Source organism: Lacrimispora sphenoides JCM 1415, assembly GCF_900105615.1.
Lineage (GTDB): Bacteria > Bacillota > Clostridia > Lachnospirales > Lachnospiraceae > Lacrimispora > Lacrimispora sphenoides.
In genome coordinates this window covers 916,305-939,441 of record NZ_LT630003.1, presented here as the reverse complement: position 1 = coordinate 939,441, position 23,137 = coordinate 916,305, and the positions used below count along the sequence as shown (strand labels likewise).

The window sequence follows — 23,137 nt, the reverse complement described above, 5'->3', positions numbered from 1 at the left end:
ATACGTACCGGATGGTTCTTTGATTTAACTATAGTCCGTCAAGAAAGAGTCTGGAGGTAAATCTATTTCCTAATTGCTAGGAAATATCATGTTTCTGCTATAAATTGGTCTGAAGAAACTCTTTAAGGAAATCGATTGCCTTGATTTCATCCTGCCCCTCTACAATAAACTCCAGGCATTCTCCATGGCGTGCTCCCAGACTTATGAGTGAGAGTACATTCTTACAGTCCGCTGTGCCTTTCCTGCTTTTAAGGGTTATACGGCTCTCGTATTCCGATGCCGCCTTGCTCAGCCTCAAAGCATTGATGGCGTGAAGCCCCTGCTTGTCCGATACAATGTATTCATAACTAATCATCTCATCATCACCCTTTACGATTCATGCGAAAACGACGAGCCAATGTCAGAACGGCATGACACTGGCGGTTGCAGTAGGTTGACTCCCGCTATTTTCAGCAGGAGAGAAATCCTCTCCATATTTTAACATACAATCCATAATTATCCACAGTGAAATTATACAGATTTTATCACCACAGCTTAATTGCATGAAGAGAATAATTGAGGAATTGTATAATTAGAAAAAGCGTATTGCCTATTGCTTAGACTTTACGCTTTATATATGATACAATTCAATTGGCTATGATAGTTGTTGTGTTTTTGTAATAAAGCATCATGAAAAATGATACTTATAGTTGTTATGACCGATGCTTATGTGCGACTACTACGCTTGTTTGGGCAAAATGTTTTTTACTTCTAAAACTGTTATTAACGTTTCTATCTGGTCGTTAATCTTAGTAAACTCCTTTTTGCTATAATGCTCCAAACTAGCGACACGAAACGTAAGATCTTCAATTTTGCGTGATGTAATATCTTGCTTGATTTCCAGAATTTCTATTCTATCGGACAACTTATTGATATCAGATTTCATATTATTGATATCAGATTTCATATTATTGATATCAGATTTCATATCATTGATATCAGTCTTCATATCATTGATATCAGTCTTCATATCATAGATATCAGTCTTCATATCATTAATATCAGTCTTCATATCATTAATATCAGTCTTCATATCATTAATATCAGTCTTTAACGGATTAATTTTTTCATCCATCAATGCTGCTATGGCTTGTAGATCTTCATTTGTCAATGCCATGATATCACACCCCTCTATTATTTTATTACATACTAAGATTATATTTTTTCCAATGATAATGCTGACTTTAGTATATCATATTTAATAGCGCAAAGTCTATTCAATTATCAATAAATCACAACTCATCACAGCTACATTAAAAAGTAAGTTCCTTGTCCCACTTCCTTCTTGAGAAAAAAATTCATTTTTCAACAGTCAATAAAACCCCCGCATCAATTTCTGTAATCTGCTCCATATTCTCCGGATCATACACCATGAATACAGCAGTAGCGGTATGCTCCCCGGCTTCTGGTACCTGTTCCAGATCTACATAAGCATTTCTCTCTCCCGGCTTCAGTATATCTGAACAAAACAATTCTTCCCCCGTGTCATCCAGAATTAATTTCACCTTTACATACTGCTCATTCTCTGTTGGATTTCCGATCATCAGATTGCAGCGTTTGCCTCCCCTTGATACCGTTGGACTGGCATTCACCTGGATCATAAAATAAGAGGGTTCCTTTTGGTCTTCATTTTGACCCGGGCTATGGGTTGGGAGTACATATTCTCCATCCTTTGCATCCTCTGCAAACTGATAAGCACTCTCCCTGCTGCCACTTTGTGAGCAGCCGGCGGTGAGCAGGGAAGCAAGGGTAATTAACAGCCCGGCTATTATGGCTTTCATATTTTTACTCAATGATTTTATCAACGATTTCAACGCTCTCAATCACCACGTCTTTCTTCGGCTTTCGTTCTTCAGCTGATACCTTTACCTGGGTAATTGCTTCTGCTACATTCAGTCCCTCTACAATCTGACCAAATACCGTATGACCATAATCCAGCCCCCAGGCACCTCCGGCCTGGCTGTACCGCACTGCGACAGGTGCATACTTTGCCTCATATTCACTTGGTATGCCATCGGTTGCAATGGCCTGAATTTCTTTATTTAAATCGTCCTCAAATTTTTGAATTTCCTCTTTACTCAGTTCTTTTTCCTTACTAATCTCTTCCAATTCTTTCAGACGCAGATTCATCAGGTCATTCATATAACAGTTAGCCGGGATAATCCGGTCATCTTCCGGGATCTCCTCTCTTACAAGCAGGTAAAACTGGCTCAGATTACTGTTGCGGGTATTGCCCCCGTCTCCGGCCATTGCAACCGCACCTTTAAAATGATACAGTCCATTGTCAACCTCATCTTCAAACGGATCCCCCCAAAGGCTCCTCTCCTCTGCTTCCGGATCTCCCGGTTTTCCGCCCTGGGTCAGCTCCCCACGCTTTGCATAATAAAATAGGCTGCCATTGTAGTATCCTTCCTTTGCTAAACCGATAAAATTCTCTACAGCTTTGGGAGCCTGTTCCGGGTACAGCAGAATGGTAACATCTCCAGCCGTTGTATGGAGAATTGCGTAAGGCCCATCGGATTCTACTAACTGCGGATTCTCTGCCGGTTCTGCATTAATGGGAAAACTGTCTGCAATATCCGGAGATACTTCTGCATAGCTCTGCTTCTTTACGCAGCCGGTGACCAGCACAGCAGTCAGGCCCGCCAAACATACCAGTGGAATTATCTTACTCTTATTTCTCATTCTGTTCTTCCTCCATATCACTTAAAACTCCATATACTACATATCTGGCATTGTTATATTCATAGGAGCATGTACAAAGTGCCAATATTCGATCATTTTCTTCTACTGCAACCGGACTTTTAAACGTCGAAGAAACTAAAAGCTTTTTTAACCATCTCTCCCGCGTATCTTCACTTTCAAATTTTAATGGAAATGACCCTTTTTGACCATCCAGTACCTCTCCTGCAAATAAAACTACCCGGTAATCCTGATCCGGAGTATACAAATATAGAACAGGATGCTCCTCATAATAACGTTGTGTCTTATAACCAGAAAGAGAGGAGAACATCCGCCCTCCTCTGATATGATGACCATACAGAACGGTCACATCATCCTGAAACTCTTTCTGGTTTTGGCTCTCCATGAAGATGGAGCCTATGATACTTCTCTCACCATCCGCTGTATGATTCAGATAATAATCATTATCTGTTCCCTGTACAACAGGATAATCAATATCAGATCCCGGCGACCAGATCCAGCCTGCAATATCCGGATTCCATTGTAACAAGGTCTCAAAATCCGGCCTTTTTCTTGTATACGTATTCACGGCCGTAATATCTTTATCACCATCCATCACAGCATCGGATTCCCGGAAAGCCCTCTCTCTTATCTGGTTATATACCTGCTCTGCTAAAACCCTGGGTTTCATCTCCTGATAAAAATTCCAGCCGCAAAAAACAGCTCCTGCCAGACATGATAAAGTCAGCCCCAAAAATAATAATCGTTTTTTCTTCATTCTAATATCCTAATTAAGTACATTCACCTGAATCTTTACCTGAACCTGCCCGATATCATCCAAAGACTCCGGATCGGTCGCAATGACCTGGGCAGTACAAGCGTAGTTTCCAGCCGGAAGATTTTGCTTTAATTTTATCTTATCAATATACTGCCCCGGTTTTATACCCTGACTCTCGTACAACACTTCATTTGTGTCATCTCTGCGTATCACCACACGACAGTAATAACGATTCTCCGGAATATTCTCCAATCCAATGGAACCTTCACTTTTTGCATCATTGAAAATGGCTTTTGCATTCATGGATACATTAAACATACCTTCTTCCACAACAGAGTTTAGAATCCCCTGAACTTCTGTAGGTGTTTTTCCCTGCAAAGAACCATCCTGAGCCAACCTGTCAAACCAGTATTTGGTTGTCGCATCCATCACCTGATTGTGTGTATACCACCAATATCCACCACCGGCACCGGCAATGATAAGCAATAGCAGGATCAGAAGAAGGGCCTTTTTCTTGCCCTTCTTCCCTCCATTTTCATTGTTTACCTTACCAGCTGCCAGGGCTTTTTCCGCGGTTTTCTCTTGAATATTTTGTGTTTCATTCATTTCTTCCAACGCTAAAACCCTCTCTTTCGACTGTGTTAAGGAGTCCTTCTGGACGGGACAATCTCTACTTTATATTTTAACAGATATTTTGCTCTGGCATTGATTACACCGGAGTCAGAAGTTCCGTCCATGTATTTTTGTACTTCGGCCTTGGTAGATCCTTCAATCGGGAAAGAGGCATCCATATACTTATCCACAAACCCATTACCTACGGCCCCGACAAAGGTAAAGTTACCAGACGTCTGCGTTTTCAATGTTCCTAGCACAATCGGTGCTGCGGTAACTGTTGATTCTGCATAGTGCTGTAACGAGGTCTCTGAGATATCAAATCCCGTGCCGCCGATGACATCATCCAGGCCTTTTACGGCAAGGTATAAATCATTCTCAGCTGTTGTTACCGCCGCACTGGAGGTCAGATTCATCAAATAAGCCGGGTCAGTTGTAATACCTGCCTCCATCGTCTTATTCTCAAATTCGCTAATCGATACTTTCGCATCATAGATACCCTTGTTTTTTATCGTATACTCCGGTGCAGTAAATAGATCCATACCTGCAGAAGAATCATTAACACTCATTAATCTGTTCGTACTGTCATAAGAACCTCTCCGACGAACGACTAGGTAAATGTCAGCCGGTACTTCAACTTTTAAAATTTCCCAATCCTGTAATTCGAGAACATCCGGATTGCTTTCAGCTTCTACCAGGAATAAGTTCTCCGGTACCGTACTTCCCAAACGGAAATGCTCATGCTCCGCATCTGCATTGGGATTATAAGCCGAACTGCTGGTAAACTGTACCACATCTCTGCCCTTTACCGCATGATCCACATCGATATCAAAGATCTGATTCTTCGGTATTTCCACCGCCGTCTGAATCACGTGGTCAGTTCCCCAGACCGGACTTTCTGCCGTTCCGGTATTCACAGAGGTTAAGTAGAATGTATTCTGATGGCCATCCAGTTTTTCCGGAGCACTTACGATCGTAAAAATACCGTCCTGATATACCACAGACCCTTTCGCAGCCTTGTTATTCTCAAACAGAGTACCGTCAACCGTCGTCGTTCCGCTGTTTAAGATGGCACCGCCATTCTGGCCATTAAGATCAGTATCCAGTTCATAAGTATTATTATTATTATAAAGGGTTACATTCGACAGAAGGCTCAGAGCTCCGCCTTTTTCAACGGTTATTAACGGTGCCTTTGCTTTACCATTCCGATTTACGACCGCTCCGATCGGTAGATCGATACTGGTCTTTGGTTCACTGTGTCCGTCAAAGTATACGTTCGCACTGAACTGGGCGGTTGCACCATCCCTGACATTTAACAATGCACCGGTAAAGTCCTCCACATCATATTCCGCCGCTGCTCCGGCCACCGCATCCTGAATTGCAAAATCCGGCTGTATATATCGGACAATGTTAATCTTATTGGTACTTCCCAGCATAACAGCTCCGCCTGTGCCGATATAAGACTGTCCCGTCACCTGGATATCACTGTTTACCTGAATGGTACCGACTACATAAATCGTATTTCCACCCCGGGTTTTTAATAACTCAAAAGCTCTTGCCAACGTTTTTACAGGAAACTTCGGAGTCGAACCGGCATACCGGTCTCCCTGGTCATCGATACCGTTTGTACCGTCAATATAGACGGCTACCGGCACCTGCAGCTCCAGGATATGCGGATATCCGCTGCGGTTTGACAGACAGAAGAAATCTTTTACCCGCTCTTCCAGCAGGAAATAACCGGCATCATTGACTGTTGCGTTGATTCCAACCTGGTAATGAACCATATCTCTGCCCATATACGAATCTCTCACCATAACATGGAAATTATTTTGTATTGGAGTACCATATACATCTACGGTCAGATATCGGCTGGTATCATGGTTTGCCTCTTTAGTTCCGAATCCCTCCAGGAACACACTTCCGCCAAAGTTCGTATAACGGCTGAAATGCAGGTATCCATTGCTGTATACATCCGTACCTCCGGAAACTACTTGATCGCCTAATGCAAGGTTGGAAAATTCAGTATACTCAAGAATACAGGTTCCTTCGTCCAGCAGCTCAATACCAGCGCTGCTGCCTTCCATAATATCAGAATCATTTAAATGGCCCACGATATATTCCGGTCCATTCTTATTTTTTGTATTGAAATTATTAATAAATAGCGTTGCGGTAGGAACACCATTGCTCACACCCTCCGCACGGTAACATTGCAGCACACCGCTTCCTTTTACGGTAATCAGCGGGGACTGAGCCACTACAGCCGGTGCCACTAAGGTAGGATTAATGCTGTCACTGCTGATAGAATGGCCATCCAAATAAATACCGCTTAAAGTAAGTTTACCGCCATTGCCGATATAGAACAGACTATCAAGCAATGTTTCATTGCTGTATCCATCATAAACAGGATCAGCAGCATCATACCCTTTTGGCTGGGAATATCGCTTGAAATATACCTGGCCCCGGATATTGACAGTCTCACCCGGATCCTTATAGTATCCTTCATAGTGGGAGGTTCCGTTGCTATTGTAAACCTTAATATTCATTAACTGAATATCGGCTGGTTCACTGGTTCCACCATTAATATCCAATGTATCTACAATATAAATCAGGACACCATTGGTACCTGCCTGATTTCCTATCGCCTCAAAGGTACGTTTTAATGTCTTAAACGCCTTTTCCGGAGTTGTGCCATCATGACTTGGATCATCTGACCCAACCTGGCCATCCAGATAAATTACCCTTCTCAGACTCAATTCCAGAATGGAAGCATTGGAACTGTTGTTTACAATATCATATAGTGCATTGATAGCATCATCAAATGAATAATATTTCAGTTGTGTCTCACCCGGTATTGTACCGTCCTTATATCGAATCAATGGACGGCCATTGTAGTCATTGCTGACAGAAATCTGCAATGACGTTGAAGGCACATAGGAAACATCAGGCTGTATATACGCCGAAGTTATATCAGCTGTACCATTTAAATATACTTTTCCGGATATAACCGGTGAACCAGACAGGTACAGCTGTCCGAGGGATGATGGATTACTTTCACTTGCATGGAGATAAATTGCACTTCCATAAGTTGCATTATTACCTTTTATCTCGCCGCCATTGATTGTCAGGATTCCGCGTTCGGCTACCTGAAAAGCACCGCCTTTTGAATCCAGGTTATCCACAAATCCATCTTCGGCAATATAGTTGCCGCTGTTGTTGTTATTCGAAAAGACTGCGCCGCTTTCTACAGTTACACTGATCCCGGTTGGAATTTTCACCAGACTGTCACCATTGCTTACCGTACTGTCTATACTTCTGCGACCCTGAATCGTGATATCTTTCAATGTCAGGTTAAAGTCCGGCTGAATCAGACAACCGTAATATGCCCGCTCAAGCTCCGGCGTCTCAGTACCATCGCTTTCATAAACAGCAAATCCGGTATAACGGCACATATAGGCAGTTTCCGGTAATGTCCACTCACTTTCACTGCTTGTATTAATTGCCTTACCGCATACATAAATCACATAATGTTCAGTGGTACCGTGAGTCGTTAATACTCCCACACTCTTGGCTTTGGTAAAGCTTTTTACGGCCTGGCTCGGCTTTAGTCCGGTGTTCGTATCTTTCCCGTTTACCGAATCAAGATAAACTGCCTTCATCAGGATTAAGCATTGTTCTTCCTTTACCCCGCTCACATTTCCGGCAAGGTTACTGGTTCTTCCCCGATCCAGTACATACGGATTCGACCGTACATCAAAATATGGGAGATAGGAACCAACGTTTGTTACCTTATTACCATCCGGCTCTACGACTACACTGCCTTTTCTAAAGTAGCTGGTTCCCTGATTTAAGTATATATGGTAGGAACGTCCGGTCTGATAAATATGATCACTTACTTTAATGGCACTTAAGGTTTGGTATAAATAAATACTATCTTTGATATCCGCTCCACCGCCATACAGTTCAAAGCCCTTCTGCATAACAAAAATCGGCGAGTATTTATTGATGGACTGCTGTCCGGTTGCATTTGTCGTATTTCCGCTGATCTGCCCGCCGGAGAAAATCATCTGGGAAGAACTGTTAATGCCCTGATGAAAAATTGCACTGCCGCATCCACCTTCATTTCCACGGATAATTCCGCCGCCGATAGTTACAGCACCATCATAATTTACAATCGCACCTGCTGCTCCCGGATTTGTATTTCTTGAAACAACCTTGTTATTCTCGATCAGACCGCCCCTCATTTCCATACCACTGGGAGCGGAAGTAGTGCTGTGTATATAAATCGTTCCGATACGGGCACTGGTACCTTGTGCATTTGGAGCATTTAGTTCATTATTTATTATCTGCCCCGACTTCATAATCAAATTACCCGGATAAGCAGTACTGACCCCCTGAACCATTACCGCAGAGGCAAAGTAGTAACTACTGAAACTAAGACTTGTTTCTCTTACTATATTCCGAATAGTTCCGCCGCTTATCTCAAGTGTACCGCCATAAACCTTCACACCCAATGCTGAGGTATTGCTATAGGTAGTCGTTACTGCCTTGTTGTTCTGCAATACTGCGCCTTCTCCAAGGACAGCGGTCCTTCCTCTGCCAACCATCAGCAATTGATCATTCACGGCTGTTGTCAATACTATACCATTGGCTGAGCCGCCGTCTATCGTGATATTTTTAAACGTAACGGTGGAGGCGTAAACCGTACTGGTACTATCGTACAGCGTAATCAGTATACCGCCATACCCTTCATAACGGGTTACCAGTGGCTGCCATCTTTGCCCACTCAGAGAATTCGTTACAAATCCGCCGGGCTCAAATGACCAGTCTTCATCCTCTGCAAGTACATTAACGGTCGAAGTACAGATAATGATATTCGCTCCGGTCGTATAATAACCTCCGCCCTGCAGCAGTTCTCTGGCACGTTTAAAGGTTTTGACCGCAGTAGATGGAGTGTTGCCGGAGTTGGCATCATTTCCGCTGCCTGACAGATAAACATTATTCTCTCCCAGCAGTACAAGGTTTGGTGACAGCTCGACGATCGGCCGCATGGCTGCCATTCCGTCAGCACTGGCCTTATGGAAATATGCCAGCTGGCTTCCCGTACCCGTAAGATCCGTAATACCAACCATATCCGGCTGAACCACTGTCTTACCGGCAAAGCCTTCAACCAGATGCAAATCATACTTTGGCGCCTGGCCGGCCGCAGCATGGGTCATTGTAATCGGTTTGGTACTGTTGTTCATATAAATCAGACCCTTAACCGTGCTTCTTCCATCCAACTCAATGTATCCATAATTATCAATTACCCGGGCTACGTAGGAGCTTGATGCATAAGGACTGTCACTGATCTTTACCAGTGCTTCTCCCTTGATCCTTAAGGTTGCATCAGCCCCTAAGTAGACCGCATCTGTATTTCCCTGAATAGACGGTGCAGAAAAACTTCCATCTTCTTTAATTCCATTTAATTCAATAATGACTTCATTGTGATAGCTTGTTGTGGAGTCGCCGATCGTTGCTGCATAAACACCGCCGCCTTTGTTATCACAAATAGAAGCTGAATCATTTAAGGTAATTTTTGCTGTTCCGGCCCGGTGATAGGAGGCAGTTGTTGAACGTGTTAAGTAAATCCCCGAATTTGCAGTGCTGCCATTATTAACACTGGTGCCATTTCCGGATATTTTTGCAGTTCCGTTCATTGTCACCTGAATCGGACCGTTGGCATATATTCCGGCTCCCTGATTACCGGAAGCAGCATTTATGTTACTGTAATAATCACTGCCGCCGATCATTGCATTGTCGTTTAAAGTGATTTTTTGGTACCCAGTGCTTTCTGACCAGTTGTTCTGAGTATGGACCAATTGAATTCCTGAACTGGAGTTACCGGATATTCTGGAGTCACCAAACATTTCTACATTCACCTGTGATGCCCCATAGGAAGTACTTCCGGTCACTGTCGCTTCGGCGATCCCCATATTATTCTGTTCAATCGCAGCATGGTCTTCCATCCGAATGTTAATTGGACTGCTATTAACCTGATAAAAGTAAATACCATAGGTGGTTTTATAAATCCTGCTGTAATCTTTCATCAGAATATTAGCTGTTGATGTGGCGCTGCTGCGTCCCGTCAAATATATTCCGTCTGTTCCGCCAGTAATCAGAGCCTTCTTTCCCATTGAAACAGTGCTGTTATCTGCCGCCCCAAGGAAAATGCCATGGCTCATGTCCGTAATCGAAACTGATTCTTCTTCGGATCCGTCAGCTTCCATATTCAGTAAAATCATTACATCTTTTGCATTAGAACTGTTTGTTATAATCCCGCAGGTAAGACTCATAACATTCGGATTACCAGTAATTCTTGAATTGTTTAACATTTCTATTTTCGGTGATATTCCGTTGTTCACAGAGATTCCATAAAACCAATAGGATGTGCCTGTGGCTGTACTATCAAGTATAATCGCCGCATGATCCTGCATCTTTACCGATGCCGTTGTCGTACTTGTGGGGGCCAGATAGATACCATAGGTCGTGGTGCTGCGATATCCTCCATACGTAATGTTGGCCCGGTCTGACATCGTAAGGGAAAAATTAGCACACCCGTAAATGCCGTATGACCAATAAGCACCCTCCATCGTTGCAATGCTGGCATTTCCTGTCATATCAACCGCTGAATCACTGCCGGAAATATAGATAACGCCGCTCACTGCGTTGCCGACTTCTAATCTGGCATTCTCCTTCATTTGAACGGAGGTATTTGCATAGGTGGAATAAATCAGATAGCTATTCAGCAGCGTGGAACCCGGTTCCTGCATAATAGCACTGTTTCCTTCCATAGATACGGAGACATTCGTTCCTCCCATCCATATCGCATACCCGGAAAAGCTGGCAACCTTTTCAACTGTATTATCTGTGATAATCTTTGCCTCTCCCAGCATCGACATTTTGGCTGAACCATACAACCTGACCGTATACTGAGACTGGTTATTATATAGCTGCTTATTCACTTCACCAATTTCACCGCTAAGTGTTACTTTTCCATAAATGTCCAGTGCACTGTAGTAATTATTCCTGATCATTGAATCTCCGGTCAAAGTCACCAATGTACCTGCAGATCCATAGATGACCGGGCTGTATGAACTCTGATCAGCAAGAACGACTGTATCCGCCATACCATCAATAATCAGCCTTCCTGTAGTAAATGACACTGTATTGCTGCCATTACCTACTTTAATCATCGGCTGCCGCACAAAAGAAGCAAACCGGCGTACCTGCGGCTCATATACCGGGGTCCCATTGCGTTCTTCAGCAATCGCATAATACTCATTTATATCAGTATACAGCGGATCATCATAATTAAGTTCCCAGGATTCATTGGTGTTAATATCCACCTGACCACAAATGTAGATAAATGGTGCAAAGCCTTCCCTTTCTTCCTCTGGAAGGGTACCGTCATGAATAACGGTTTCGTTAATCCTATTTTTTAAAACCTCTTTTGCTCTTTCAAAAGTTGCAACCGCATCAGCCGGAGAGGTGCCCCCGTTGTTGTCATTTCCGCCGGTTCCATCACTTTTATATCCGGCTAAATACACGCCCTGGCCGACAATAATTACATTCGTTCTGGTGGTGTTAACTGCATCTCTAAATCCGCCAAGTTCGCTTCTTCTTGGAAGTTCACCACCGCGAAAATGATCTAAATTGCCCATTGCACTCAACAATGCGGGATATGGCCGGTTTACCTGAACCGACCCGGATAGATCAGCATTTGGCTCCAGCATTGCCCGGGTCGCAGCATTTCCCAATGGTTTCAGTACTACACTGCCGGATTGAAACACCTCACTGTTTAAATCAATCGGAAATGCACCGTAAGCCGTATTATCATCTAGCGGTGCTGCAAGTACTGTCAGGAAAGAGCTTCCTGAATTTAAAAAGATAACATCAGGATTTGGTCCATCTTTCTTATCAGCAGTCACCTTACTGAAATCAAAATTCTTACTGTAGGTACTGGTTGATGTATCATCAATATAGATATTGTATACGCCCTCCACCTGTTTTGATGGAACCGGCTGCTTAAAATATCCTTTGAAAATATCAATGTATGCATAACCGCTCAAATAGAAGTTGCTTCCCTGTACAGCCGCACTGTTCTGGATCGGGCCGGCAATATCCATCATAAATGAGTAAGCAGTTGTAATAGCAATCCCGCCGCCATAGTCCGCATGGTTATCCTTTATTTCAAATTTTCCGTCTTCCGATTCTGACAGATACACATAAGCACTGGTACTTGACGTGTAAATACCGCCGCCCCTATTGGTTGCAGTATTGTCTGTAATGGAAGAGTCCTTCATATAATAGCGTCCGCTGCTAATTGCCAGTGCAGCGCCATCCCCTGCCCGATTGTCAGTGATCATCATGTTCCTGAAATAAGAGTAAGAGGTTGAGCTGGTGGAATAGATTCCTCCGCCCTGTGTAACCGCCTCATTGTTACTGATCCGTACATTCTCAGCATGCCAGCTGCCCCCGCTATGAGTGACACCTCCGCCATAAGTACCGTAGCTTCCGGTATTGGTGATTTTATTGCCGCTGATTTCAATTGCTCCCGGAGTGGTTGCCATCATATAAGTATGGGAAGAAGCAGCAGAAGCACCACCTATGTAAAGTCCGCCGGTACTCACTGTTGCAGAGTTATTAATAATCTTAGTTCCATCTTCCAGAGTAAGAGTCCCATATCCATAGAAGTAAATACCTCCGGTATCTCCATAACTGCTGGCACGAGATGATCTCGCTTCATTTTCCTCTATAATGGTTTCTTTTAAGGTTAAAGCAATATCCTTTCCGGAGCTTCCGGATGCATAGATTCCTCCGCCGCGTCCGGCTCTGTTATTAGAAACCTTTGTGTCTGTTATCGTAAGGGTATTGCCGCCGGCAAGATATATACCGCCGCCCTGGTTATAATTGTAAATATCAGAGTCAGTATAGTACTCATATCCCGTTTGATTCGTAGTTATTGTACTTCCGGTGATTGTATGGCTGTTTGTACCGGCGTCAATATAGATACCTACACCTCTTACGTAGCCATATGTGGTAAATGCACCATGGTTCCCATTCACTAACCCGGCATTCATCGCAAGCTTACCATCAGGCCCTATATAAATTCCGACTCCTAAATTAACATTCGTATAACTTTTGTATACTCCGCCAGCTTCATTATCAGATATGGCCGCAAGATCAATATTCAGGCTGCCATTCGTATAAATACCGGTACCATAAGCAAAATATGATTTATTGTTACTGATTACCGTATCTTCCTGTTCCCCGTTCCCATCACCGATGTTTACGATTGTACCTGTATCCGCAAATATACCGACCCCTTTTGAAAACAGTACGGTGCTATTTGTGCCTGAAATTTGATAAGTCAGTATGCTGTTACCTGTGATCTTTCCTTTATTCATAATAAAGGAGGTCCCTGCATCCACAAGATAAACGCCTGCGCCATATTGATATGTCTGGTTACCGGTAATGGTACCGCCGTTCATAGTAAACCTGGCGCCATCGCTTAAAACCACACCGCCTCCGGCCTTATGAGTGGTTATTCCGGCAGTATAATAATCTGCACGGTAAGAGTTGTTCTTCTGAATAAAACCATTGTTCATCTCAACTGTGGTACCGCTTCCGGCAGCAACCACACCCTGCTCCCGGTTCTCAATCGAACCAGTCCAGCCTGCTTCCATCACAAAGCGGCTGCCTCCGGTAACCGTTATGTGGTTACCAAGGGTGAGATCTTTCTGATCAAAACCCGTGCTCTTAAGGCGGGTTCCATTCAGGGTAGTCTCTCCCCTTAAGTTCAGGGTTCCGCCTGCCTCTACCTTAATCGTAACACTGTCAGTGTCATCTACCATATTACGGATAAAAACGTCACGTATGCTTAAAACACCGTTTCCTGTTACTTTGATCAAAGTCTTTGGAGCTTCGTGACGCGGCACATTTGCGCTTCCCTCTCCCTGACTTGCAATTTTGTCAATATGAGATACGACTTCTGTCTTAACATCAGTACCTCTCGCGTAGTCATAACGGGGTTCCAGCTCCCATTCCGGTTCGCTGGCAGAGTCTACGGTCACAGTATTACAGATGTAAATTACCTCCGGCATCGGATAGTCGGCTTCAATTTTATCTAATGTCATACCGGCTGCATCTTGTCTGGCCTGCAGACTCTTGGTCATTTCATCCTGCCAGATCGCTCTTGCTCTGGCCCATGTTTTCACCGGATAGTCGCAGGATGCACCGTAATTTCTGTCATCGCCATCCACACCGTCAATATAAATACCATCGAAGTAATAAATTGCATAAAGTTCAATATTCTGAGCATTTACAATACTGTCATCCTCGGCCGTATCCTGCCGCAGTGACCAGTCAATACTTGAAAGACCGCCATTTGCCACAGACCGGTTGGTACTGTGCAGCTTTATCCGGCCAAGAAGCGCCTGACCAACGGAATCTGCTTTTGCAATCGGGTCTGCATCATCGGTGATTGATGATGCCAAATCTCCGCCAGGTATCACTACATCTACATACCGGTAAGCTACGTTCTTATTAATACCGCCAAAGAATATTCTTAAATCACCATCATGGATAGAATCCACACTGCATACCTGTACCGGATGATTCGTTAAATCAAGAAAAGCATTTATCTGAATATATCCCTTTTCTTCTGTCCTGACATTCTTTTCGATAATAAGGTCTCCCTCATTTACCAGGATCGTCTGAGCTTCGGTCTCATTGCCGCTATTATCATACATTCCGCCAAGGTAAAGATTTTCTACAATCAAGGTCTTGTTTTCCGGTACGATGATTGCCGGCTGTGCAGTAGAATTCCATGTGCCAAGAGGAGTTATCAATGAAGCTTCGGCAGAAGCCAGGTAAAACTCTCCGTCCGAAAGCTGCTCCAGATATTCACCAGCGTTATCATCCCCTAAATTCAGGGATCGCATGGCTACAACCATTCCATTGGACTTCTTAGCCTCCTCGGCTGCTGCACTCCAGGTTTTAAGCGGAGCACGCGGGTTTGATCCATCATATAAAACATCATCGCCTGCCGGATAAATCTCCCCATCAATGGTCATAGCTGCTCCCGGATTCCAGTAAATAACCTTTGCCTCACCTAAAGAACGGCTTGCAATCAGAGTCTTGCTGGTCAAAGTATCTGCCTCAAAGGCAAAGGACCGGGACATGATTTTATTTTCTGAACCCGTATCTCTTAACTGAGCAGCTGCCTCAGTCTCGACCTCCAGGTTCCAGTTATCAGATTCTGCCAGAGTAAAATAGCCTAAAAACTCTTCCTCAGTTGCATCATCCGCATAAAGGGTTGTCACCAGTTCACGTGATTCTGCCTTGCCATCATCCCGTAATTCCAGAAGATATTCGCCGTTTCCGCCGTCAAATCCTTCCATCAACTCGATAATCGGATCTCTCCATGTACTGACGGACATCTTATCTACGATCAGTTCAACATTATCTTCATCGGTATCTAAAGCATAATTATCTATATCAAAGGCTGCCTCTCCTGCCGCCTTTGCTTGACTGGCGGTTGAAGCCAGAGGTTGCAGCGGTAGTGTTTTCTCAATTCGTTCGTTTTCTGCTGTTGTATTATCTGTATCCGCAGCATTGGAAGGAGATGCAGTATCTTCTTTCCACTCTATATCTTCCTGCTCACTGCAGTAATCCATTACAACACATCCATTAATATTGACATTCTGTCCCATTTGAAGGACACCGCCCCGAACATAAACCAACTCTGTCTCATCAGGATCATGATCCGGATCTTCTGACTCAAGCAGAACATTCGTCAATGTTAATTGTCCGCCATTCACATAAAACAACGCGTCACTTTCATAAGGACGTTCCGGCCAGGATGCTATTCGGATATTCCCTGCATTTAATACATACAGTTCCCCGTCTGCCACCTCCATCGGATTCATTGCATAAATAGTAATGTCCGATGGATCCAGTCCTTCTTTCTCCATCAGATCATTTGCGCGCTCAAGTGCCTTTTTAAGAGTTTTTACAGGCTTTGCAGGACTCAACCCATTGGCAGAATCTTTTCCCATTTTTGCCATGGATCGGGTTGCAATGGATGCGGTTGCTGTTGCATTGGATGCGGTTGCCAGTTCTGCAGGCAGCTGACCGCCCGGATTCCAATAAATTGCATAACCATCATCATCCAAAGGCTCTAACGGCAATGTTTCCTTAATGCGGCCGCCTCCACCCTCAATTGGTTCTAATGGCAATGTTTCTTCAATACGGTCTGTTCCATCTTCCATTGGTTCTAAAGGCAGGGTTTCCTCAATGCGGTCTGTTCCATCTTCAACTGTTTCTGACGGCTGAGTTTCCTCCACACGGTCTGTTCCATCTTCTTTTGTTTCTGACGGCTGAGTTTCCTCCACACGGTCTGTTCCATCTTCAACTGTTTCCGACGGCTGAGTTTCCTCCATGCGGTCTGCTCCATCTTCAGTTATATCTGAAGATGGCATTTCCTCGATCCGTTCATATTCCATTGATGTGGTTTCAGCCAGAATCATAAGTTCCTGAGTGGGAAAGATCATAAGGAAGCACAAAAGGAACGCTGCAAATCTTTTGAATTGTGTCATTCTAATCTCTCCTTTTCGTTTCTTTGCTCTCACTATCCAACTTTGACAATTTCCAGATTGCTCCTCCTGCAAGCAGAAAGAATATGAAACCATATGCCCAATAAATAAGAGCTCCTTCCACTCCGGTTTTGGGGATTCCTCCCACGTAGCCCAATGGAGGCGTATTATCCGGAATATCAGAAGGGAGCTTATCTAAAGGTGGGCCTCCGGGAAGGTTTCCCCCCGGAACAGTTTTATCAAGTACGGTATCTTTATCATCACCACCATCACCATCTTCGCCGTTCTTCTTCTGATACAATTTTATGGTAATCGTCTCCGGAACCTTATCCCCCTTCAATAGATAGCTTCCGTTGTGGGGATAAGGAAGCCATCCGGCTTTATAAACCCGGTACTGAATATTATTATCGTTTAGATACACTAACGTACCATTAAATGTATAGTTCTCATCGTTCTTAATGAACTGGTCACTGTCCGATACGGAAGAGGCCATGTTATATGCCACATCCAACTCATAAATACCGTCACTATCCGTTAAACCAAACAAAACATAGCGGTTCAGACTCGGGATAAAGATTTCCACTGACACACCTGCAATCGGATTATTATTGTCTCTGTTAAAGACCTGAAAACGTAATTTCCCCATATAATCAACAACCACACCTGCAACAATATCGGTCCTCCCATTTCTTTTTGGTACGGTTCCTCCTCCCAGACTATTGTCATCCGCCCAGACAGGAAAACAGCCAAACAGAAACAACAGGTTACATATCAGCCATGATAAAAGGAATCTCTTTCTGCCCATAATATCCACCTCCTGTTCTATTACAATGTATTTATGGGTAAGGTTCACGGCTCCAGCCGTATCAACTCGCAGCCGTTCGGTTTATACAGGCTGAACTGCTGTACTTTCTTGCAAATCTTATCCGTTTTCTCATGACGTTTTATTCGCAGATTTAATAATTACGACTACTTTCCACGCCGTCTCACCTGCATATTCTTCACCTTGTGTATAAAAGCTCCAAACTGCAGTACAAGGATAAAACCCTTGTTTAAGACCGCCGGTCAAGTGAATTTCTTCTATGTAATATCCAGGCTCAATTAAACCGGATTCATAAATTACTTCTCCGGTTGCATCCCTTACAATCCTTAATGTACAGCTAAAATTATTCTTACTGTCATTTGCAATCCTGGCTTCTCCGGGTTCATCCGAATGATCAAAATAAATCTGACGTTCCAAAGAAACATATTTCATATTTTTGACCAATTCCTGGTTTCTCAAATCTCTTACAATTGCATCATCTTCACCTTCCGCAAGCTCCTGTTTCCATTCGAGTTCTGATTTGGCATATTCTTTTCGGGTCTGCTGATTACTGAACATTTTCTGTAAGCCCATGCCTACAAAAAATGAACCGGCCAGCAGGCAGATAATAGCTAAGAACATGAAGCAACTGCGAATTTTGTTGTTATTCAATTTCATTTATAAAAAAGTCCATCCATCACATGAAGTACAATTTTTACATTTGCTTCCGAGATTTTATCCTCAGTCTCATCCAAAGAGTATGTGGTAAAGTGGGCTGTCGCCTGATAATCTCCGGCCTGAAGCGTTTTATTTAACTCGATGTATTCAATATAAAATCCTGGGTCTATCAGTCCCGACTGATAAATTATATCTCCAGTGTCATCCAGCCTGATATCTACCTGGAAAGAATAATGGTTTGCTGCAATATTTTCGATTGCAATCCGACCTTTCTTTCCTCCATTTTCAAATACCGGACCGGCCGCGATTCCGATATCCACCATACCTTCTGCTACCTTGGTACTTAAAATATCCACGATTTCCTGGTCTGTCTTACCCGGAAGCATACCACCCAAAGCCAGCGCATCTCTTGTTAAACGGCTTAAATTATTGTCTCTGGTCATCTGGTAATAGATACCTGATCCAACTCCAATCAGAAGCAGCAGGAGAATAATAATGATCCATAATAACTTACTTTTTTTCTTTTCTTTTTGCACTGTCATCTTTCCAGTCCTTTACTTTCTTTCTATTTACAAATAACTTACGGCGTTACTTCCGGAAGTTCACCCGGTATCACCTGCCAAAAAATCGCTCCGACTTTTAACGACTCTTCGACCTGCGAATATTCGCTCTGCATTCCGCCTACTTTGACGCCTACATTGACGTATGTTTCTGAAGGTACATTTGCCGTTCCCGCCGCAGTATATCCATTTGTCAGTACATTTTCCGGTGCGTTCAAAGCAATTTTATCTGCATACCAAAATACATCCTTAAGCTCCGTACTGCTATCTTCATAACTTATTGTCACCTGGCCGGGATCAGAAAATGCAACATGATCCATCAGCATCTGATACTCTTTAAAATTGGTCTGTGACGATGCTCCGTCCCATGTCGGATCATAACCTACCGCCTTCCAGTAATGCGTCTTCCCTTCATGACTGTCATCGCCGGCAATAAAAGGCTTTAACTCAACCGGCAATCCCTCTCTAGGTGGATTCTCTTCTTCCAGATGCTCTTCTCTTACATCAGTTGAGTAATTCAGGATTGGGATTGTATGTTCCGAAAACGTCTGCAATTCATACTCTGCGGTTATTCCTGCTCCGGAATCGGAAGGTACGCTGACATGTACTTTTACATTCGGCACAAGTAGGTTTCCATTCTCGACTGACACCGGATATGTATCACTGCTGTCAACACTTCCACGCACAACAAATCCATACGCCAAAGGTACGGTTACCGATATCCTTGCTTCTGATGGTATCTGAGTTACACTCAACCACACATTGGACGCCGGGCCTTCGCTTGCTAACGCAGAAAAGCGCAGGCAGGCCGTACATACAAATCCAACTGCGGTAAGTTTAACTATATATTTTTTCCATCGTTTCATAGGATACATTTATTTTCCTCTTTTCCATTCTGGCTGTTTCCGGAAATCTCTTGCAAATAAACTGTCCTGCCCCCTGCGGTTTATTTGCAACAAATCTCCGGAGAATCTCCGATAGGAGATTCTCTGGGGATTATAACTAATCATCCTGGCGTTTATAAACGTTCCTCAAATTTAATTAAGGCTGAAGGTAATCCTCGTTAGGTGCAGTATCAACATCATTCTGCATCTCTACGCTGATCGTCCATACGATGTTACCAATCTTTGCTGACTCTTCTACCTGCTTATACTCGCCCTTTTTTCCGCCTACAAGTACGTCAAACTTAGCATGGTGAGTCTCTCCAACAATTGCATAATCATCACTGTCTACGTTAGAGTAGCTTGAATCACCTAATGGGTCTGTGTTAGGTGCTGCCAGATTAATGCCGGTACCAGCCATCTGGAGTCCGCCGTTTGCCACTGTATCAAAATTATTACCGTCAACGCTTATATTGTACTTCTTAAAATCATTCAATCCGGTATTGCTGCTGGTTGTATGCGTCCAGTATTTTCTGGATGCGTCATCCCCTTCATTCTTGATATTTCCATTGATTTTAACAGCCAGACCTTCTCTTTCTCCTGAAGTATTCTTGAAGGTAGAATAGTTTGTAAATGGCAGTTTTCCTTCAACAGTAAGATTTCCTTCTGTCTGCAGGTTATAAACTGCACCTTGCCCGTTATTTGACGGAGTGGTTACGTCTACCTTTACATTTGGAAGATAAATATCTCCGTTTGCGCTGGATACAGGACTATTATCACTTACTGTAGTCGTACCTTTTACTACGAATGCAAACAGTGTCGGAACTTCTACTTTTACTTTTGCATCCATATCTTCGATAATAACACCTGCCCATACATCAGTGCCGGTTGATGCAGGAACAGCTCCTCCTGGATCTGCCATTGCCGGTATCACCATGCTTGTTGCCATTACGCCTGCTAATAATGTTGTTATGAGTCTCTTCTTCATCTTTCATTCTCTCCTTTTTGATAATTAAAGTTATATGATAAAAAGAACAATAACCTTTCTACCCAACGGTGATCATTGGAAAGTCCACCTGATTCTCAGGCCTTTCCTGATTGTTTACGGATCTGCTGTCATCTGCCTGCCAGTAAACCTGATTCCTGACCGAAAAATCCGGCGGTGTACAAAGAAACACCTTTACCTGAAAGGTTAATTCCTTTTCTTCACCCGGAAGGATACTCTCCAGCATCCAGGTTATATACTGCTGTCCGTCGACAACTCCATAGATCCCATCATCTTCCACGGAAACAAAACTGGTATGCTCCGGAAGGAAATCCCGGATACGCACATCCTTAATCTCTTCCTCACTATCATTGTGAAGTACCATTCTATATGTAAGTATCTCATTTGGAAGTACCCGGGACTGCATTCCATGGCCGGCAGTTACTTCTGCACCAAAGGAAATGTTGATATCCATTACCTCATCGGATACCCCAGCATCACCAGCTGATTGCTCATTTTGTGAATGCTGTTCCTGGGCCTGAGATTCTTCTGACTGCGGATCTGTCGCTTTCTCAATCTCTGTTGAGATTTCCGGAATCGTTTCCGGACTTGTTGTTTCTTTTGCTAAAGTAGTTTTTTCTATACCTGAACCAGAATTCCCTCCTGAGCCATAATCTTTTGTCGGATTATGTGTCTCTGGCGTTGTTTCTTCTGCAGTTGTCTCTTCCTTTGTTGTCTCCTGCGGACTACTTTCCTCCGCTGTTGTTGCTTCCTCTGTTGTCTCCTGCGGACTACTCTCTTCCGCTGTTGTTTCTTCCTCTGTTGTTTCCTGCGGACTGCTTTCTTCCCCAGTTGTTTCTTCCTCTGTTGTTTCCTGCGGACTGCTCTCCTCCGCTGTTGTTTCTTCCTCTGTTGTCTCCTGCGGACTGCTTTCCTCCGCAGTCGTTTCGTTCTCAGGAACAAGTACCGCTGGAATCGGTTCTTCATATCCCGGTAAATCAAATATAATGCAGGTCGGTTCGCTTACCGGAACAAAACCACTATCATACCAATATGTAATTGTAATACTGGAATACATGCTTACTTCTTCTTTAAACTCGGTATAGAGAATGACATTGCCGTCCTCAGTGTAACAAAGCATTACATCTCCTACATGGACTCCCCCGGTTAGAACTAACTCTTCCCAGAATTCACTATCCAGGGAAAGTCCTTCAATCCGTCCAAGATTCCATGTTACGCTGTCTCCTTCGCCCAATCCATAAGCTTGTGGATATATCGTCACTTTTAATTGGTGTTTAACCTCAGCATTGGGTTTGATTTTCTGATTTTTCTTTAAGGTAATATTCCAATTATTACTGTCAACAATAGCAACTCCATTCAACGAAACCTGAAACCATGTAGGAATAATTGCATTCTCATTGTCTGCTTCCTGTTCCAGTAGTTCCTGCAAACTCAGTTGCCCCGGAAGCCCTGAAGATAACGGCGCCGCCAATACTCCAGACGCTATTGAAGGCGTTGCCAGTGTACTGGCTCTTACTCCCTTTGCTTTTACACCAAACACACTTTCCATGCGCCTCGTCCCTGCGAAGGAGGCTGACGAAACAACAGCGATCAAGGCTACTATCAAACCTGCACTTGCATATAGCTTGGCAAGCCATTCCATTCTCTTCCGGTTTTTAACCATATCTTCACCTCTGTTTCACACGATCAACATTGTGCTACTACTACACCTTCACTGCCTTCCTCTTTCACAACATCGCCTAAACCGTCCAGATCTTTGACCTTTCGGTTACTGCCTATAATGATGTAGAGAGCAATCGGAATGCTGCATACTAAAATAATCAGTTCAATAATATTACTTACTGAGATAAGCCATCACCTCCTCTTAAGTGCTTTTGCACTTTCTCTCTTGTACCAGTTAAAAACCAAACTATTGTACCAAAGAGCTGCTATCGTACACCCCCAGACTCCTCCAATCGATGCGGATAATACAAAATCCATCCGATTGATACCAGACTCACCTTCCTGAGCAGGATCAGAATCCGGAGACGTAAGCTCAATTCTGACTGTCCGTACCTCACCACGATGGCATCCCTGACACTCTCTCCGCTCAATCCTTATCCCTGATTCCGGTCTTTCTTCCACCACTTTCCAGTCTCCATAATGATGACCGGTCGCCGGCAGATGTTCTATATAAGTATAACCGCACAAGGTACACACATTTTCAACTAGGCCTTCTGAATCTTCTGAGTTCAATTTTAATATATGGCTTTTAAATTCATGCTGCTGACCGCCGGTGCAGGCAGGATGCGTATCAGCATACCCGACTCCACAACATAGGATAGTTAAAAACAGCGTACATAGCAACATAAGAAGCTTTTCTCTTACTTGCAATTACCTGCCCCCCCATCCTATCTTTTTAATAACCAGATAATTGCAAACATTTCATCCGCATATGTATTTTGGTTATTTCCTTTATTTTGAT

Annotated in this window: 14 protein-coding genes; all 14 read right to left on the bottom strand. The window is 43.6% G+C overall.

The genetic code is table 11. The features are described from left to right. Positions 1–97: 97 nt before the first annotated feature. The 14 genes from BMX69_RS04155 to BMX69_RS04090 all read right to left on the bottom strand — a co-directional run bounded on the left by BMX69_RS04155 (position 98) and on the right by BMX69_RS04090 (position 23,046). A complete protein-coding gene (locus BMX69_RS04155; RefSeq protein WP_054789482.1) occupies positions 98–355 on the bottom strand; it encodes an HPr family phosphocarrier protein in 258 nt (85 codons plus the stop codon). 363 nt (positions 356–718) lie between these two features. Then, positions 719–1,156 (bottom strand): coiled-coil domain-containing protein, encoded by a 438-nt coding sequence (locus tag BMX69_RS04150; protein WP_100041640.1) that lies wholly within the window; start codon positions 1,154–1,156, stop codon positions 719–721. A gap of 181 nt (positions 1,157–1,337) precedes the next feature. Continuing rightward, on the bottom strand, positions 1,338–1,820 hold the full coding sequence (locus tag BMX69_RS04145; RefSeq protein WP_054789480.1) for a hypothetical protein: 483 nt from the start codon (positions 1,818–1,820) through the stop codon (positions 1,338–1,340). Positions 1,821–1,824: 4 nt separating this feature from the next. Continuing rightward, positions 1,825–2,724: a peptidylprolyl isomerase gene (locus tag BMX69_RS04140; RefSeq protein WP_054789479.1), complete on the bottom strand. Its 900-nt coding sequence runs from the start codon at positions 2,722–2,724 to the stop codon at positions 1,825–1,827. Continuing rightward, complete coding sequence (gene srtB, locus BMX69_RS04135; RefSeq protein WP_100041639.1) at positions 2,714–3,499, bottom strand: class B sortase; 786 nt, start codon at positions 3,497–3,499, stop codon at positions 2,714–2,716. The genes BMX69_RS04140 and srtB overlap by 11 nt, the downstream gene beginning before the upstream one ends. 9 nt (positions 3,500–3,508) lie before the next feature. Further along, complete coding sequence (locus tag BMX69_RS04130; RefSeq protein WP_166433169.1) at positions 3,509–4,105, bottom strand: hypothetical protein; 597 nt, start codon at positions 4,103–4,105, stop codon at positions 3,509–3,511. Positions 4,106–4,140: 35 nt separating this feature from the next. Beyond that, positions 4,141–16,749 (bottom strand): hypothetical protein, encoded by a 12,609-nt coding sequence (locus tag BMX69_RS04125; protein WP_100041638.1) that lies wholly within the window; start codon positions 16,747–16,749, stop codon positions 4,141–4,143. Between the two features lies 1 nt (position 16,750). After that, positions 16,751–17,551: a hypothetical protein gene (locus BMX69_RS04120; protein ID WP_100041637.1), complete on the bottom strand. Its 801-nt coding sequence runs from the start codon at positions 17,549–17,551 to the stop codon at positions 16,751–16,753. Positions 17,552–17,680: 129 nt separating this feature from the next. Next, positions 17,681–18,220: a hypothetical protein gene (locus BMX69_RS04115; protein WP_166433168.1), complete on the bottom strand. Its 540-nt coding sequence runs from the start codon at positions 18,218–18,220 to the stop codon at positions 17,681–17,683. A gap of 2 nt (positions 18,221–18,222) precedes the next feature. Further along, positions 18,223–18,768, bottom strand: a complete 546-nt coding sequence (locus tag BMX69_RS04110; protein ID WP_143057069.1) for a hypothetical protein — start codon at positions 18,766–18,768, stop codon at positions 18,223–18,225. 38 nt (positions 18,769–18,806) lie between these two features. Continuing rightward, complete coding sequence (locus tag BMX69_RS04105; protein ID WP_147297049.1) at positions 18,807–19,652, bottom strand: hypothetical protein; 846 nt, start codon at positions 19,650–19,652, stop codon at positions 18,807–18,809. A 175-nt stretch (positions 19,653–19,827) separates the two neighbouring features. Beyond that, positions 19,828–20,655: a hypothetical protein gene (locus BMX69_RS04100; RefSeq protein ID WP_100041635.1), complete on the bottom strand. Its 828-nt coding sequence runs from the start codon at positions 20,653–20,655 to the stop codon at positions 19,828–19,830. Between the two features lie 58 nt (positions 20,656–20,713). Next, complete coding sequence (locus BMX69_RS04095) at positions 20,714–22,336, bottom strand: DUF11 domain-containing protein (RefSeq protein ID WP_100041634.1); 1,623 nt, start codon at positions 22,334–22,336, stop codon at positions 20,714–20,716. Between the two features lie 191 nt (positions 22,337–22,527). Beyond that, the gene (locus BMX69_RS04090; RefSeq protein ID WP_054789462.1) at positions 22,528–23,046 is read right to left on the bottom strand and encodes a hypothetical protein; all 519 of its coding nucleotides are present in this window, start codon (positions 23,044–23,046) and stop codon (positions 22,528–22,530) included. Positions 23,047–23,137 lie beyond the last annotated feature (91 nt).

Excerpts from the sequence above, each read along its gene's own strand:
- BMX69_RS04150 (WP_100041640.1), bottom strand. The coding sequence starts at position 1,156 with ATGGCATTGACAAATGAAGATCTACAAGCCATAGCAGCATTGATGGAT.
- BMX69_RS04100 (WP_100041635.1), bottom strand. The coding sequence starts at position 20,655 with ATGAAGAAGAGACTCATAACAACATTATTAGCAGGCGTAATGGCAACA.
- BMX69_RS04120 (WP_100041637.1), bottom strand. The coding sequence starts at position 17,551 with ATGGGCAGAAAGAGATTCCTTTTATCATGGCTGATATGTAACCTGTTG.
- BMX69_RS04155 (WP_054789482.1), bottom strand. The coding sequence starts at position 355 with ATGATTAGTTATGAATACATTGTATCGGACAAGCAGGGGCTTCACGCC.
- BMX69_RS04130 (WP_166433169.1), bottom strand. The coding sequence starts at position 4,105 with ATGAATGAAACACAAAATATTCAAGAGAAAACCGCGGAAAAAGCCCTG.
- BMX69_RS04095 (WP_100041634.1), bottom strand. The coding sequence starts at position 22,336 with ATGGTTAAAAACCGGAAGAGAATGGAATGGCTTGCCAAGCTATATGCA.
- BMX69_RS04145 (WP_054789480.1), bottom strand. The coding sequence starts at position 1,820 with ATGAAAGCCATAATAGCCGGGCTGTTAATTACCCTTGCTTCCCTGCTC.
- BMX69_RS04140 (WP_054789479.1), bottom strand. The coding sequence starts at position 2,724 with ATGAGAAATAAGAGTAAGATAATTCCACTGGTATGTTTGGCGGGCCTG.
- BMX69_RS04125 (WP_100041638.1), bottom strand. The coding sequence starts at position 16,749 with ATGACACAATTCAAAAGATTTGCAGCGTTCCTTTTGTGCTTCCTTATG.
- BMX69_RS04110 (WP_143057069.1), bottom strand. The coding sequence starts at position 18,768 with ATGACAGTGCAAAAAGAAAAGAAAAAAAGTAAGTTATTATGGATCATT.
- BMX69_RS04105 (WP_147297049.1), bottom strand. The coding sequence starts at position 19,652 with ATGAAACGATGGAAAAAATATATAGTTAAACTTACCGCAGTTGGATTT.
- srtB (WP_100041639.1), bottom strand. The coding sequence starts at position 3,499 with ATGAAGAAAAAACGATTATTATTTTTGGGGCTGACTTTATCATGTCTG.